This window comes from Microbacterium sp. nov. GSS16, assembly GCF_028198145.1.
In the GTDB taxonomy this organism is placed as follows: Bacteria; Actinomycetota; Actinomycetes; order Actinomycetales; family Microbacteriaceae; genus Microbacterium.
Genome location: NZ_CP116338.1, coordinates 1,368,261 through 1,382,653, shown reverse-complemented (window position 1 = coordinate 1,382,653; position 14,393 = coordinate 1,368,261). Strand labels below are relative to the sequence as shown.

At 65.9% G+C, this 14,393-nt stretch carries 23 protein-coding genes; all 23 read right to left on the bottom strand.

Annotated features, from left to right (window positions below; all coding sequences use genetic code 11):
* Positions 1-2 precede the first annotated feature (2 nt).
* The 23 genes from rplF to PGB26_RS06380 all read right to left on the bottom strand — a co-directional run bounded on the left by rplF (position 3) and on the right by PGB26_RS06380 (position 14,390).
* Positions 3-539, bottom strand: coding sequence for a 50S ribosomal protein L6 (gene rplF, locus PGB26_RS06490; protein ID WP_271639518.1), 537 nt, complete (start codon positions 537-539; stop codon positions 3-5).
* 6 nt (positions 540-545) lie between these two features.
* On the bottom strand, positions 546-944 hold the full coding sequence (rpsH, locus tag PGB26_RS06485) for a 30S ribosomal protein S8 (RefSeq protein WP_071640261.1): 399 nt from the start codon (positions 942-944) through the stop codon (positions 546-548).
* 161 nt (positions 945-1,105) lie between these two features.
* Positions 1,106-1,696: a 50S ribosomal protein L5 gene (gene rplE, locus PGB26_RS06480; protein WP_071640263.1), complete on the bottom strand. Its 591-nt coding sequence runs from the start codon at positions 1,694-1,696 to the stop codon at positions 1,106-1,108.
* Entirely contained in the window at positions 1,696-2,055 is a 360-nt protein-coding gene (gene rplX / locus PGB26_RS06475) for a 50S ribosomal protein L24 (RefSeq protein WP_101188491.1), read from the bottom strand. The genes rplE and rplX overlap by 1 nt, the downstream gene beginning before the upstream one ends.
* A gap of 2 nt (positions 2,056-2,057) precedes the next feature.
* Positions 2,058-2,426, bottom strand: a complete 369-nt coding sequence (rplN, locus tag PGB26_RS06470) for a 50S ribosomal protein L14 (RefSeq protein WP_099194602.1) — start codon at positions 2,424-2,426, stop codon at positions 2,058-2,060.
* Positions 2,423-2,737 (bottom strand): 30S ribosomal protein S17, encoded by a 315-nt coding sequence (gene rpsQ / locus PGB26_RS06465; protein ID WP_271639517.1) that lies wholly within the window; start codon positions 2,735-2,737, stop codon positions 2,423-2,425. The genes rplN and rpsQ overlap by 4 nt, the downstream gene beginning before the upstream one ends.
* Positions 2,737-3,051 carry a 50S ribosomal protein L29 gene (gene rpmC, locus PGB26_RS06460; RefSeq protein WP_071640272.1) on the bottom strand — a complete coding sequence of 105 codons (315 nt, stop codon included), beginning with the start codon at positions 3,049-3,051 and terminating at the stop codon, positions 2,737-2,739. Before rpmC ends, rpsQ begins: the two co-directional genes overlap by 1 nt.
* Positions 3,051-3,470, bottom strand: coding sequence for a 50S ribosomal protein L16 (rplP, locus tag PGB26_RS06455; protein WP_179410064.1), 420 nt, complete (start codon positions 3,468-3,470; stop codon positions 3,051-3,053). Before rplP ends, rpmC begins: the two co-directional genes overlap by 1 nt.
* Positions 3,470-4,234 (bottom strand): 30S ribosomal protein S3, encoded by a 765-nt coding sequence (rpsC, locus tag PGB26_RS06450; protein ID WP_071640276.1) that lies wholly within the window; start codon positions 4,232-4,234, stop codon positions 3,470-3,472. The genes rplP and rpsC overlap by 1 nt, the downstream gene beginning before the upstream one ends.
* Complete coding sequence (gene rplV / locus PGB26_RS06445) at positions 4,234-4,635, bottom strand: 50S ribosomal protein L22 (RefSeq protein ID WP_101188487.1); 402 nt, start codon at positions 4,633-4,635, stop codon at positions 4,234-4,236. The genes rpsC and rplV overlap by 1 nt, the downstream gene beginning before the upstream one ends.
* A 38-nt stretch (positions 4,636-4,673) precedes the next feature.
* On the bottom strand, positions 4,674-4,955 hold the full coding sequence (gene rpsS, locus PGB26_RS06440) for a 30S ribosomal protein S19 (protein ID WP_071640280.1): 282 nt from the start codon (positions 4,953-4,955) through the stop codon (positions 4,674-4,676).
* Between the two features lie 12 nt (positions 4,956-4,967).
* Positions 4,968-5,807, bottom strand: a complete 840-nt coding sequence (rplB, locus tag PGB26_RS06435) for a 50S ribosomal protein L2 (protein WP_271639514.1) — start codon at positions 5,805-5,807, stop codon at positions 4,968-4,970.
* A 20-nt stretch (positions 5,808-5,827) separates the two neighbouring features.
* On the bottom strand, positions 5,828-6,148 hold the full coding sequence (rplW, locus tag PGB26_RS06430) for a 50S ribosomal protein L23 (RefSeq protein WP_099194598.1): 321 nt from the start codon (positions 6,146-6,148) through the stop codon (positions 5,828-5,830).
* A complete protein-coding gene (gene rplD / locus PGB26_RS06425) occupies positions 6,145-6,810 on the bottom strand; it encodes a 50S ribosomal protein L4 (protein WP_271639513.1) in 666 nt (221 codons plus the stop codon). Before rplD ends, rplW begins: the two co-directional genes overlap by 4 nt.
* A 4-nt stretch (positions 6,811-6,814) precedes the next feature.
* Complete coding sequence (rplC, locus tag PGB26_RS06420) at positions 6,815-7,474, bottom strand: 50S ribosomal protein L3 (protein WP_099194596.1); 660 nt, start codon at positions 7,472-7,474, stop codon at positions 6,815-6,817.
* An 8-nt stretch (positions 7,475-7,482) separates the two neighbouring features.
* Positions 7,483-7,791 (bottom strand): 30S ribosomal protein S10, encoded by a 309-nt coding sequence (gene rpsJ, locus PGB26_RS06415; protein ID WP_017201594.1) that lies wholly within the window; start codon positions 7,789-7,791, stop codon positions 7,483-7,485.
* A gap of 423 nt (positions 7,792-8,214) precedes the next feature.
* Positions 8,215-8,427, bottom strand: coding sequence for a hypothetical protein (locus tag PGB26_RS06410; protein WP_271639504.1), 213 nt, complete (start codon positions 8,425-8,427; stop codon positions 8,215-8,217).
* Positions 8,428-8,572: 145 nt separating this feature from the next.
* Positions 8,573-9,766 carry an elongation factor Tu gene (gene tuf / locus PGB26_RS06405; protein ID WP_271639503.1) on the bottom strand — a complete coding sequence of 398 codons (1,194 nt, stop codon included), beginning with the start codon at positions 9,764-9,766 and terminating at the stop codon, positions 8,573-8,575.
* Between the two features lie 169 nt (positions 9,767-9,935).
* Positions 9,936-12,050 (bottom strand): elongation factor G, encoded by a 2,115-nt coding sequence (gene fusA / locus PGB26_RS06400; protein ID WP_271639502.1) that lies wholly within the window; start codon positions 12,048-12,050, stop codon positions 9,936-9,938.
* A gap of 77 nt (positions 12,051-12,127) precedes the next feature.
* Positions 12,128-12,598, bottom strand: a complete 471-nt coding sequence (gene rpsG / locus PGB26_RS06395) for a 30S ribosomal protein S7 (protein ID WP_017201608.1) — start codon at positions 12,596-12,598, stop codon at positions 12,128-12,130.
* A gap of 5 nt (positions 12,599-12,603) precedes the next feature.
* Positions 12,604-12,972 (bottom strand): 30S ribosomal protein S12, encoded by a 369-nt coding sequence (gene rpsL / locus PGB26_RS06390; protein WP_018187369.1) that lies wholly within the window; start codon positions 12,970-12,972, stop codon positions 12,604-12,606.
* A gap of 213 nt (positions 12,973-13,185) precedes the next feature.
* A complete protein-coding gene (locus tag PGB26_RS06385; protein WP_271639501.1) occupies positions 13,186-13,833 on the bottom strand; it encodes a spermidine/putrescine ABC transporter substrate-binding protein in 648 nt (215 codons plus the stop codon).
* Positions 13,834-13,898: 65 nt separating this feature from the next.
* The gene (locus PGB26_RS06380) at positions 13,899-14,390 is read right to left on the bottom strand and encodes a hypothetical protein (RefSeq protein WP_271639500.1); all 492 of its coding nucleotides are present in this window, start codon (positions 14,388-14,390) and stop codon (positions 13,899-13,901) included.
* Positions 14,391-14,393: the final 3 nt, after the last annotated feature.

Below are 14,393 nucleotides of genomic sequence, written 5' to 3'. Positions count from 1 at the left end.
GGTTACTTACCAGCCTTTCCGGCCTTGCGACGCACGACCTCGCCGGCGTAGCGCACACCCTTGCCCTTGTACGGCTCGGGCTTGCGGATCTTGCGGATGTTGGCAGCGGCCTCGCCGACAGCCTGCTTGTCGATGCCACTCACGGTCACCTTGTTGGTGCCCTCGACCGTCAGGGTGATGCCTGCGGGCGGGTCGACCAGGACCGGGTGCGAGAAGCCGAGCGCGAACTCGATCGAGTTGCCCTTCTGCTGCACGCGGTAACCGGTGCCGACGACCTCGAGGCCCTTGGTGTAGCCCTGGGTGACGCCGATGATGTTGTTGTTGATGAGGGTTCGGGTCAGGCCGTGCAGCGAGCGCGACTCGCGCTCGTCGTCCGGGCGGGTGACGAGAACCTGGTTCTCCTCGACCGTGACCTCGATGGGGCTGGCCAGGGTGAGCGACAGCTCGCCCTTGGGGCCCTTGACTGCGACCTCGCGGCCGTCGACCGAGACGGTGACGCCGGAGGGGATGTCGATGGGGAGTCGTCCGATTCGCGACATGTCAGATCACCACACGTAGGCGAGAACTTCTCCGCCCACGCCCTTCTGCTCAGCCTGACGGTCGGTGAGGAGACCGGAGGAGGTGGACAGGATGGCAACGCCGAGGCCACCGAGGACTTTGGGCAGCTCGGTCGACTTCGCGTACACGCGCAGACCGGGCTTCGACACGCGCTTGATGCCGGCGATGGAGCGCTCACGGTTGGGACCGTACTTGAGCGAGAGGGTGAGGTTGCTGCCGACGCGGGCGTCGGTGACCTCGAAGCCGGCGATGTAGCCCTCCTGCTGGAGGATCTCGGCGATGTTCGTCTTGAGCTTGCTCGACGGCATGGTCACGGAGTCGTGGTGCGCCGAGTTCGCGTTGCGCAGACGGGTCAGCATGTCTGCGACCGGGTCTGTCATCGTCATATCTGGTTTCCTTCGATCATGAGGTTCCGGCTGCCGTTACACGACAGACGGCCTTCGATGAGAGTCGCGCCCGAGCGGACGCACAATCTTCAATTGTACGGGATGCGGGGAGGGATGCTGTGCGGCATCCCTCCCCGATCCCGATGTGCGGCGCTCTTCGCTTACGCCGGGGCGTCGGCGGCCTTGAACGGGAAGCCGAGCGCGCGCAGGAGTGCGCGACCCTCGTCGTCCGTCTTGGCCGTCGTGACCACGGTGATGTCGAAGCCGCGGACGCGGTCGATCTTGTCCTGGTCGATCTCGTGGAACACGCTCTGCTCCTGAAGACCGAAGGTGTAGTTGCCGTTGCCGTCGAACTGGTCGGCCGACAGACCGCGGAAGTCGCGGATGCGCGGCAGCGCCAGGTTGACGAGGCGGTCGACGAACTCCCACGCACGGTCGCCACGGAGGGTGACGTGCGCACCGATGGCCTGGCCCTCGCGCAGCTTGAACTGCGCGATGGACTTGCGGGCCTTGGTGACGATCGGCTTCTGACCGGTGATCTTGGTGAGGTCGTCGATCGCGCCCTCGATCACCTTGGAGTCACGAGCCGCCTCACCGACACCGGTGTTGACGACGACCTTGACCAGGCCGGGGATCTGCATGACGTTCGCGTAGCCGAACTGCTCCTGCAGAGCCTTCTTGATCTCGGTGTTGTACTTCTGCTTCAGGCGAGGCTGGGTCTTGCCAGTCTCAGCAGCAGTTGCCGTTGCCATCAGAGGTCCTTACCTGACTTCTTCGCGTAGCGCACGCGGACCGTGCGCTTCACGCCGTCCTTGACCTGCTCCTCGACGCGGTGGCCGACGCGGGTCGGCTTCTTGGTCGAGGGGTCGACGAGAGCGACGTTGGAGATGTGGATCGGGGCCTCGACGGTCTCGATGCCACCGGTCTTGGTGCCGCGCTGGGTCTGGCCGACACGGGTGTGGCGGGTGACGAAGTTGACACCCTCCACGACGACGCGGTTCTGCTCGACGAGGACCTCGAGGACCTTGCCCTGCTTGCCGCGGTCGCCGCCCTTGTCCTGCTTGCGGCCGCTGATGACCTGAACCAGGTCACCCTTCTTGATTTTCGCCATGATCAGATGACCTCCGGGGCGAGCGAGACGATCTTCATGAACTTCTTGTCGCGAAGCTCACGACCGACCGGTCCGAAGATGCGGGTGCCGCGGGGCTCCCCGTCGTTCTTCAGGATGACGGCGGCGTTCTCGTCGAACTTGATGTACGAACCGTCGGCACGACGCGTCGACTTGACGGTGCGGACGATGACGGCCTTGACCACATCGCCCTTCTTGACGTTGCCGCCGGGGATCGCGTCCTTGACGGTCGCGACGATGGTGTCGCCCAGACCGGCGTAACGGCGGCTGGAACCACCGAGAACGCGGATCGTGAGCAGCTCCTTGGCGCCGGTGTTGTCGGCGACCTTGACGCGGGACTCGGTCTGGATCACTTTGCCTTCTCCAGGATCTCCACCAGACGCCAGCGCTTGGTGGCGCTCAGCGGGCGGGTCTCGTTGATGAGAACGAGGTCGCCGATGCCGGCGGTGTTGTTCTCGTCGTGCGCCTTGACCTTCGAGGTGACGCGGATGACCTTGCCGTACAGCGGGTGCTTCACGCGGTCCTCGACCTCGACGACGATGGTCTTGTCCATCTTGTCGCTGACGACGTAGCCGCGGCGCGACTTGCGGTAGCCGCGGGCACCCGCCTCGCGGACGTCGTGCTCGCCGTGCTCGACGGCGTCAGCAGCCTTCTTCTCAGCCATTACTCGGCCTCCTCCTTCGGCGCCTCAGCCTCATCGGCCTTCTTCGCCTTCGCCTTGGACGCCTTCTTGGCCGGAGCCTCGACCGGAGCGGGCGTCGCACGGATGCCCAGCTCGCGCTCGCGGATCACGGTGTAAAGGCGCGCGATGTCGCGCTTGACGGCGCGGATGCGGCCGTGGCTCTCCAGCTGACCGGTGGCCGACTGGAAACGGAGGTTGAACAGCTCCTCCTTGGCCTTGCGCAGCTCCTCGACGAGGCGCTGGTCTTCGAACGTGTCGAGCTCGCTCGGTGCGAGCTCCTTGGTGCCGATCGCCATTACGCGTCGCCCTCCTCGCGCTTGATGATGCGTGCCTTGAGCGGCAGCTTGTGAATGGCCCGGGTGAGTGCCTCGCGAGCGAGTTCCTCGTTCACGCCCGCGACCTCGAAGAGGACGCGGCCCGGCTTGACGTTGGCGACCCACCACTCGGGCGAGCCCTTACCCGAACCCATGCGGGTCTCAGCGGGCTTCTTGGTGAGCGGGCGGTCGGGGTAGATGTTGATCCACACCTTTCCACCACGCTTGATGTGACGGGTCATCGCGATACGAGCGGACTCGATCTGACGGTTGGTCACGTAGGCGGGGGTCAGCGCCTGGATGCCGAACTCACCGAACGACACCTTGGTGCCACCGGTGGCCTGCCCCGAACGCTTCGGGTGATGCTGCTTGCGGTACTTGACCTTGCGAGGGATAAGCATCAGGCAGACGCTCCTTCTGCGACGGGAGCCTCGTTGCGACGGTCACCGCGGTCGCCACGGGGGCCACGACGGTCGCCACGCTCGCGCGAAGGCTTCTGGTTGGCCTGCTCGCGAGCAAGCTCCTTGTTGGTGAGGTCGCCCTTGTAGATCCAGACCTTCACGCCGATGCGGCCGAAGGTGGTCTTCGCCTCGTAGAAGCCGTAGTCGATGTTCGCGCGCAGCGTGTGCAGCGGCACACGACCCTCGCGGTAGAACTCCGACCGGCTCATCTCCGCGCCGCCGAGGCGGCCGGAGACCTGGATGCGGATGCCCTTGGCGCCGGCGCGCTGAGCGCCCTGCAGACCCTTGCGCATCGCGCGACGGAACGCCACGCGAGCGGAGAGCTGCTCGGCGATGCCCTGCGCGACGAGCTGAGCGTCGGCCTCGGGGTTCTTGACCTCGAGGATGTTCAGCTGGATCTGCTTGCCGGTGAGCTTCTCGAGGTCGCCGCGAATGCGCTCGGCCTCGGCGCCGCGGCGGCCGATGACGATGCCCGGACGTGCGGTGTGGATGTCCACACGCACGCGGTCGCGGGTGCGCTCGATCTCGATGTTCGAGACGCCGGCGCGGTCGAGCTGCGTCTGCAGCAGACGACGGATCTTGATGTCCTCGGCGACGTAGTCGGCGTAACGCTGGCCCGGCTTGGTCGAGTCCGAGAACCAACGCGACACGTGGTCCGTGGTGATGCCGAGGCGGAAGCCGTACGGGTTGACCTTCTGGCCCATTACTTGCTCGCCTTCTTCGTCTTGGCCGCCGGTGCGGCCGCGTCAGCGACCTCCGGGGTGGCCAGCACGACCGTGATGTGGCTCGTGCGCTTCTTGATCTGCGATGCACGACCCTGAGCACGGGGGCGGAAACGCTTGAGCGTCGTGCCCTCGTCGACGTACGCGTTCTTCACGTACAGGTCCTGCTCGTCCAGGAACTCGCCGTCACGGTCGGCCTTGACCGACGCGTTGGCGATCGCGGAGTGCACGAGCTTGTAGATCGGCTCGCTGGCACCCTGCGGTGCGAACTTCAGAATGGCCAGTGCTTCCTGCGCCTGCTTGCCCTTGATGAGCGCGACGACACGACGAGCCTTCTGAGGGGTCACGCGGATGTGCTTGACGCGTGCGATGGATTCCACCATTGTTCTCCTCCTCTGTTTCTGTCCAGAGCGTCACCGCGTCAGCGGCGACGGCCCTTCTTGTCGTCCTTCTCGTGGCCGCGGAAGGTGCGGGTGGGCGCGAACTCGCCCAGCTTGTGGCCGACCATGGTCTCGGTCACGAACACGGGGATGTGCTTGCGACCGTCGTGCACGGCGATGGTGTGTCCCAGCATTGCCGGGATGATCATCGAGCGACGCGACCAGGTCTTGATGACGTTCTTCGTACCGGACTCGTTCTGTCCGACCACCTTGCGAAGCAGGTGCTCGTCGACGAAGGGGCCCTTCTTGAGACTGCGTGGCATCTTCCTCTACTCCTACTTGCGCTTCTTGCCGGCGTTGCGGCGGCGGACGATGTACTTGTCACTTTCCTTGTTGGCGTGACGGGTACGACCCTCAGCCTGACCCCACGGGGAGACGGGGTGACGACCACCGGACGTCTTGCCCTCACCACCACCGTGCGGGTGGTCGACCGGGTTCATGGCGACACCGCGGACGGTCGGGCGGACGCCCTTCCAGCGCTTGCGGCCGGCCTTGCCCCAGTTGATGTTCGACTGCTCGGCGTTGCCGACCTCGCCGATGGTCGCGCGGCAGCGCGCATCGACGTTGCGGATCTCGCCCGAGGGCAGACGCAGCTGTGCGTAGGGGCCGTCCTTCGCGACCAGACGCACCGAGGCGCCGGCCGAACGGGCCATCTTCGCTCCGCCGCCGGGACGCAGCTCGATCGCGTGGATCACGGTACCGGTGGGGATGTTCTTCAGCGGCAGGTTGTTGCCCGGCTTGATGTCAGCGCCGGCACCCGACTCGACGACGTCGCCCTGCTTCAGCTTGTTCGGGGCGAGGATGTAGCGCTTCTCGCCGTCGAAGTAGTGCAGCAGCGCGATGCGCGCGGTGCGGTTGGGGTCGTACTCGATGTGAGCGACCTTGGCGTTGACGCCGTCCTTGTCATTGCGACGGAAGTCGATGACGCGGTACTGGCGCTTGTGGCCCCCACCGATGTGACGGGTCGTGATGCGGCCCTGGTTGTTGCGACCACCGGTCTTCGAGAGCGGGCGCAGCAGCGACTTCTCAGGCGTCGATCGGGTGATCTCGGCGAAGTCGGCCACCGACGAACCGCGGCGACCCGGGGTCGTGGGCTTGTACTTGCGAATAGCCATTATCTGTCCTTATCCCCCGGTCAGCCGACTGCCGTGAAGATGTCGATGGAACCCGACTTGAGAGACACGATGGCGCGCTTGGTGTCCTTGCGCTTACCGGTGCCGAAGCGGGTGCGGCGGGCCTTGCCGACGCGGTTGATCGTGTTGACCGAGGCCACCTTCACGCCGAAGATCTTCTCGATGGCGAGCTTGATCTCGGTCTTGGAGGCGCGCGGGTCGACGAGGAAGGTGTACTTGCCCTCATCGATCAGGCCGTAGCTCTTCTCGGACACGACCGGTCCGAGGATGATGTCGCGCGGGTCCTTGTTCAGGGCCGTGGCGAGAACGTTCTGCTCGGTCATGCCGAGACCTCCTCTGCGGTCGCACCCGTCTTCGAGGCGATGAAGCCCTCGAGTGCGGCCTTGGTGAAGACGATGTCGTCGGAGACGACGACGTCGTAGGCGTTCAGCTGGTCGAAGCTGATCAGGTGGACGTTCGCAAGGTTGCGGACGCTCTTCGTGGTCAGCTCGTCGGAGCGCTCGATGACGACCAGCACGTTCTTCGACGGGGCGACGGATGCCAGCAGGCCGGCCGCAGCCTTGGTTGAGGGGGTGCTGTCGGCGACGAAGCCCTCGACGGCGTGCAGACGCTCGCCGCGCAGACGGTCGCTCAGCGCGCCACGGAGGGCGGCGGCGATCATCTTCTTGGGGGTGCGCTGCGAGTAGTCGCGCGGCTGCGGGCCGTGGACCGTGCCACCACCGCGGTGCTGCGGCATGCGGATCGAGCCCTGACGGGCGTTACCCGTGCCCTTCTGCTTGAAGGGCTTGCTGCCCGAGCCGGACACGTCGCCACGAGTCTTCGTGGCGTGGGTGCCCTGACGCGCGGCTGCGAGCTGCGCGACGACGACCTGGTGGATCAGCGGGACATTGGTCTCGACGTCGAAGATCGAGGCGGGCAGCTCGACCGAGCCTGCCTTCTTGCCGTCGACCGACAGGACGTCGATTGCCAGAGTGGAGTCAGCCATGGGATCAGGCACCCTTCACTGCGTTGCGGACGTACACGATACGACCACGTGCGCCGGGGACGGCGCCCTTGACGAGCATGAGTCCCTTCTCGGCGTCGATGGCGTGCACCGTGAGGTTGAGGACGGTCACGCGCTCGCCACCCATGCGGCCGGCCATGCGCATGCCCTTGAACACGCGGCTGGGGGTCGACGAGGCGCCGATCGAGCCGGGCTTGCGGTGGTTGCGGTGCGCACCGTGGGAGGCCGAGACACCGGCGAAGTTGTGACGCTTCATGACACCGGCGGTGCCCTTGCCCTTGCTGGTGCCGACGACGTCGACCAGCTGGCCTGCCTCGAACACGCCGTCGAGCGTGAGCTCCTGGCCGAGCGAGTAGTCAGCGGCGTCCGCGGTGCGGATCTCGGTGACGTGGCGCCGCGGGGTCACGCCGGCAGCCTCGAAGTGGGCGGTCAGCGGCTTGTTGACCTTGCGGGGGTCGATCTGGCCGTAGGCGATCTGAACGGCGTTGTAGCCGTCCTTCTCGGGAGTGCGAACCTGGGTGACCACGTTCGGAGCCAGCTCGATGACGGTCACGGGGATGAGCTTCCCGTTCTCGTTCCAGACCTGGGTCATGCCGAGCTTTGTGCCGAGCATGCCCTTGGAAATCTTTGCGTTGATGTCAACCATGGCGGACCTCAGAGCTTGATCTCGATGTTGACGTCGGCGGGCAGGTCGAGACGCATCAGCGAGTCGACGGCCTTCGGCGTCGGGTCGACGATGTCGATCAGACGCTTGTGGGTGCGCATCTCGAAGTGCTCGCGGCTGTCCTTGTACTTGTGGGGCGACCGGATGACGCACACGACGTTCTTCTCGGTCGGAAGCGGCACGGGGCCGACGACGGTCGCGCCCGCACGGGTCACGGTGTCGACGATCTTTCGTGCCGACGTGTCGATGACCTCGTGGTCATACGACTTCAGGCGAATGCGGATCTTCTGTCCCGCCATTGTCTGCTCTCTCTCTATAGGCGTCGTACCGACCGGGGCCGGGTGACCCTGGGGCATTGGACGCTCGATGGCGCTGTTCGCGCCTTCGGCACTTGCGCACCGCTGTTCTCTTTTCACCATGAAGACGCCAGCATCTGATGCTCGCGTCTTCGAGTGGGATCGTGTTCTGCTGCCCGCGGCCTAGAACCCTGCAGCACCCTGATCAGGGGCCGCCGTCTATGCACTGTCGTGGCAGTGATTCCGCGCATCACTAAGAGCGCAGAAATGTGGAACCTGTCTATTCTGCCACGGCCGATTCCCGTACTGCAAACCCGGGCGTGTCGCGCGCGATTCCGCGGCTTCCGAACCCCGCATCCGGACTCGAGAAGGGGTGCTGCGCTGTGAGCGCAGCACCCCTCTCCGACACGGGACGACCCGTGAGGATCACTGATCGCCGACGGCTCCGTCGGCCTTGTCCCGGATGTCGTCGATCTGTTCCGCCGCGCCGGGAGCGACCTTCTTCGCGAAGTCGGCGATCTCGTCGAGCACCCGGTCGCTGATGTCCTCCGCCTGCTCGCTGCGGACCGCCTCGGCGATCCTGTCCTTGTTCTGCTCGAACGCGTCCTTGCCCTTGTTCACCAGGTCATCGATGCCCATGGTTCTCCTCCCCTGCGCGGTGTCGGCGCAGCATCCTGCACCCAGTCACTGTTCTACGCGATCGAGCGCGTCGTGTCGACAGTCGCGGCACACAGAAAGAGGGGCCGGACCCGAAGGTCCGACCCCTCTTTCGAGAAGCAGATGCTTACGCGACGACCTTGGTTACCGTGCCGGCGCCGACAGTGCGGCCACCCTCACGGATCGCGAAGCCGAGGCCCTCTTCCATTGCGATGGGCTGGATGAGGTCCACCTTCATGTCGGTGGTGTCACCGGGCATGACCATCTCGGTGCCCTCGGGCAGCGTGATGACGCCGGTCACGTCGGTGGTGCGGAAGTAGAACTGCGGGCGGTAGTTCGTGTAGAAGGGGTTGTGGCGGCCACCCTCGTCCTTGGACAGGATGTACGCGGTGCCCTCGAACTCCGTGTGCGGGGTGATCGAGCCCGGCTTCACGACGACCTGGCCGCGCTCGACGTCCTCGCGCTTGGTGCCGCGGAGCAGCAGACCACAGTTCTCGCCGGCCCATGCCTCGTCGAGCTGCTTGTGGAACATCTCGATACCGGTGACCGTGGTCTTCTGCGTCGGGCGGATGCCGACGATCTCGACCTCGGAGTTGATCGCCAGGGTGCCACGCTCGGCGCGGCCCGTGACGACCGTTCCACGACCGGTGATCGTGAAGACGTCCTCGATCGGCATGAGGAACGGCTTGTCGCGGTCACGCTCGGGGTCCGGGATGGCGTCATCAGCGGCCTGCATGAGCTCGAGGATCGAGTCGACCCACTTCTCTTCGCCGTTGAGCGCACCGAGAGCCGAGACCTTGATGACCGGAGCGTCGTCGCCGGGGAAGCCCTGCGAAGAGAGCAGCTCGCGAACCTCGAGCTCGACGAGCTCCAGGATCTCCTCGTCGTCGACCATGTCGGACTTGTTCAGTGCGACCATCAGGTAGGGCACGCCGACCTGCTTGGCGAGCAGCACGTGCTCGCGGGTCTGAGCCATCGGGCCGTCGGTGGCGGCGACCACGAGGATCGCGCCGTCCATCTGAGCAGCACCGGTGATCATGTTCTTGACGTAGTCGGCGTGGCCGGGGGCGTCGACGTGCGCGTAGTGGCGCTTCGGGGTCTCGTACTCGATGTGCGAGATGTTGATGGTGATACCGCGCTGACGCTCCTCGGGAGCCGAGTCGATCGAGGCGAAGTCACGCTGGACGTTGGTGTCCGACGGGTACTTGTCGGCGAGCACCTTCGAGATCGCGGCAGACAGCGTGGTCTTGCCGTGGTCGACGTGACCGATCGTTCCGATGTTGACGTGCGGCTTGGTCCGCTCGAACTTGGCCTTGGCCACTGGGTCCTCCTCAGGACGTTCGTGTAGAGATGGCCGGGCACTGGATTGTGACCGGCTCCCTACGGATTTCGGTTTCTCAGTTTAGTAGAGAGTGAATGTGAAGTTGTGGGGTGCCGGCGCCCCTGGGCCCTTCGACAGGCTCAGTGACCCAGGGGAACCGGGGAAGGGCTTACTCGCCCTTGGCCTTCTGGACGATCTCGTCGGCGACGGCACGCGGAACCTCAGAGTAGCTGTCGAACTCCATCGAGTACACAGCGCGGCCAGAGGTCTTCGAGCGCAGGTCGCCGATGTAGCCGAACATCTCGGACAGCGGCACCGAAGCACGCACCACCTTGACGCCCTGCGCATCCTCCATCGACTGGATCTGCCCGCGACGCGAGTTCAGGTCGCCGATGACGTCGCCCATGTACTCCTCGGGAGTACGGACCTCGACGGCCATCAGCGGCTCGAGCAGCACGGGGTTGGCGCGACGAGCGGCCTCCTTGAAGCCCATGGAGCCCGCGATCTTGAACGCCATCTCCGAGGAGTCGACGTCGTGCGAGGCGCCGTCGACGAGGGTCGCCTTGACGCCCACCATCGGGTAGCCGGCCAGCACACCGACGTTCATCGCGTCCTGGAAGCCCGCGTCGACCGAGGGGATGTACTCGCGCGGGATGCGTCCGCCGGTGACGGCGTTGACGAACTCGTACGTCTTGTCGCCCTCGACCTCGAGCGGCTCGAGGTTGAACTGGATCTTCGCGAACTGACCCGAACCACCGGTCTGCTTCTTGTGCGTGTAGTCGTGCTTCTCGACGGCCTTGCGCAGCGTCTCGCGGTACGCCACCTGCGGCTTGCCGACGTTCGCCTCGACCTTGAACTCGCGCTTCATGCGGTCGACGAGGATGTCGAGGTGCAGCTCGCCCATGCCCTTGATGGTCGTCTGACCGGTCTCGGGGTTGAGCTCGGTGCGGAAGGTCGGGTCCTCTTCAGCGAGCTTCTGGATCGCGAGACCCAGCTTCTCCTGGTCGGCCTTCGTCTTCGGCTCGATGGCGACCTCGATCACCGGCTCCGGGAACGTCATCGACTCGAGCACGACCGGAGCGGCCGGGTCGGCGAGGGTGTCTCCGGTGGTGGTGTCCTTCAGGCCGATGACGGCGTAGATGTTGCCCGCGGTGAGCGAGTCGACCGGGTTCTCCTTGTTGGCGTGCATCTGGAAGATCTTTCCGATGCGCTCCTTCTTGCCCTTGGTCGAGTTGACCACGGCGGATCCCGAGTCGAGGTGACCCGAGTACACGCGCACGTAGGTCAGACGACCGAAGAACGGGTGCACCGCGACCTTGAAGGCCAGGGCCGAGAACGGGTCGTTCGCGTCGGGGTGACGCTCGATGACCTTCTCCTCGTCCTTCGGGTCGTGCGCCTCGATGGCGCCGACGTCGAGGGGGTTGGGGAGGTAGTCGATGACGGCGTCGAGCATCGGCTGCACACCGCGGTTCTTGAACGCCGAGCCGCAGAGCACCGGGTAGATCTCGTTCGCGACGACCATCTTGCGGATGGCGCCCTTGATCTCGGCGATCGTGAGCTCTTCGCCGCCGAAGAACTTCTCGAGCAGCGCGTCGTCGGACTCGGCGACGGTCTCGAGCAGCTGCTGACGGTACTCCTCGGCCTTCTCCTGAAGGTCGGCGGGGATCTCCTGCACCTCGTACGAGGCGCCCATGGTCACGTCACCCTTGGAGTCACCGGGCCACACCAGCGCGCGCATCTCGATGAGGTCGACGACGCCGATGAAGTCGCTCTCGGAACCGATCGGGAGCTGCAGCACGAGCGGCTTGGCGCCCAGGCGGTTCACGATGGTGTCGACGGTGTAGTAGAAGTCGGCGCCCAGCTTGTCCATCTTGTTGACGAAGCAGATGCGGGGGACGTCGTACTTGTCGGCCTGACGCCAGACCGTCTCGGACTGGGGCTCGACGCCCTCCTTGCCGTCGAAGACGGCGACCGCGCCGTCGAGCACGCGAAGCGAGCGCTCGACCTCGACGGTGAAGTCCACGTGACCGGGGGTGTCGATGATGTTGATCTGGTTCTTGTTCCAGAAGCAGGTCACGGCGGCCGACGTGATCGTGATGCCGCGCTCCTTCTCCTGCTCCATCCAGTCCGTCGTCGACGCGCCGTCGTGGGTCTCGCCGAGCTTGTGGTTGACACCCGTGTAGAACAGGATGCGCTCGGTCGTGGTGGTCTTGCCGGCATCGATGTGCGCCATGATGCCGATGTTGCGGACCTTGCTCAGGTCGGTGAGCACTTCTTGTGCCACGGGGGTTCCTCCGGGATGGTTCAGGAACGAACAGAGAGTGGGAGCGGATGCCGCGGTGGCGGCATCCGCTCAGCCCATTACCAGCGGTAGTGGGCGAAGGCGCGGTTCGACTCGGCCATCTTGTGGGTGTCCTCGCGGCGCTTGACCGCGGCACCCAGACCGTTCGACGCGTCGAGGATCTCGTTCTGCAGACGCTCGGTCATCGTCTTCTCACGACGGCCCTTCGCGTAGCTGACCAGCCAGCGCAGCGCGAGGGTGTTCGCGCGGTGCGGCTTGACCTCGACGGGAACCTGGTAGGTCGAGCCACCGACACGGCGGCTGCGGACCTCGAGGGTGGGGCGCACGTTGTCGAGCGCCTTCTTGAGGGTGGCGACGGCGTCCTGGCCGTTCTTCGCCTCGACGCCGCGGAGGGCGCCGTAGACGATCGACTCGGCGAGCGACTTCTTGCCGTCGACGAGGATCTTGTTCACCAGCGAGGTGACGATCGGGGCGCCGTAGACCGGGTCGTTGACGACGGGGCGCTTGGGTGCGGGTCCCTTACGAGGCATCTGACTCAGCCCTTCTTCGCGCCGTAGCGGGAACGAGCCTGCTTACGGTTCTTCACTGCCTGGGTGTCGAGCGCACCACGGACGATCTTGTAGCGGACACCGGGGAGGTCCTTCACACGACCACCGCGGACGAGCACCAGCGAGTGCTCCTGCAGGTTGTGGCCCTCACCGGGGATGTAGGCGGTCACCTCGGTGCCGTTGCGCAGCTTCACACGAGCGACCTTGCGCATCGCCGAGTTCGGCTTCTTCGGGGTGGTGGTGTACACGCGGGTGCACACGCCGGCCTGCTGCGGGTTCGCCTTCAGGGCGGGCGCCTTGGTCTTGGTGACCTTGGGCGAGCGTCCCTTGCGAACCAACTGCTGAATAGTTGGCACGTTCTCTCCTCATAGTGCTGCACGGTGACAGCGTGATGGGTTTCACATCATGACCCACCGGCTCGACAGAGGAGTCGGGCTTTTGGTGTGATGGGTATGCCGTGGGGGCGAACCGACGGTGCCGGCGCCCTGCGTGCGCGCACAGTCGTGCACACACCCGATCAAGTGTAAGCGCCACGTGCCATGGCGGTCAAATGAGGTCCGGATGCCGTGCTACGGCGTATCCGGGTCGAACGGCGAGTCGAGCGCTTCGCTCAGCTCGGCCAGCATCGCCTCTATCTGCGGCTCGACGTACTGCGAGATCGCGGCCTGCACGTGCAGGCGGTGCCGCAGCAGCAGCCCGCAGATCTCGCGCCCGATCATGTTCGCGTACTCGTCGGCGAGCGCGACCTCCTGGCGCAGGGCCGCCTTGGCGTCTTCGGAGAGCGGCGGCAGAGGCGGCAGTTGAGCAGCCGCCTCGTCGGCCATGCCCGCTACGGTGAAGAGGAACGGAGCGCCAGGTACGGGGTCGGGGTCGAGCGGCATCCCCTCGTACTCGGGATCGAGGCCCTCGCCCGGCCGGTATGCCCGCGACCTGTTGCGGGCCGCCTGGTGGTCGAGCTCGGACTGCAGCAGCGGCAGGTTGCGCGCGGTGTACTCGGCGACGGCCTGATCGACGATCGACTTGATCCGCGTCGAGAGCCCGTGCTGCACCCCGTGCGGAACGTTGCCGCCGATACCGACGGCAGAGAGCACGGGTGAGCCGAGGCAGCGACGGCACGGCGCCACCCGACCGCGGTGCGTGGCCGGCGCCCATCGCGGCACCCAGCGCAACCAGGCCTCGACGGCCTGGTCGACGAGGGATTCCAGCGACCTCTCCACGAATACAGAGTAGGGCCGGGATGCCGTGCAGGGGCGCTTTCCCGCGGGAGGCGGCGCGTCCGTCGTCACTCCGCGTCGTCGCGCTCCCATGGCCATCGCGGTGTGCCGGACCGCGAACGGCGCAGCGCCACCGCGATCCACCCCGCGATGAGGGCGACGACGATGATGACGACGCTGGATCCTCTGACGACGATCTGCGAGGCGGCCGCCGACGCGTGCGCGAGGCCGGCGCCTCCGATCAGGCTCGCGAGCCACACTGCGGCGAGATGCGCGAGCGCCGTGGCCACCGCCACGAGCACGGTCGCGCCGTACGGGGGAAGCCGCCTGCGCAGCACGGGCGCGAGCAGAAGCGCGAACACCGCGATCGCGACGGCCACCCCCGTCACTCCCGGCCAGAGGGTCAGCCCCTCGACGGAGATGATGTCGACGTCGGCGAAGAACGACAGCATCCCGAGGCCGAGGATGGCGAACGCGCCGAAGCAGACCACGCCGACCACACCGGCGAGAGACGCAGAGACCCCCTCCGGCGCGGGACCGTGGGGGTCTCTGATGGTCATGCC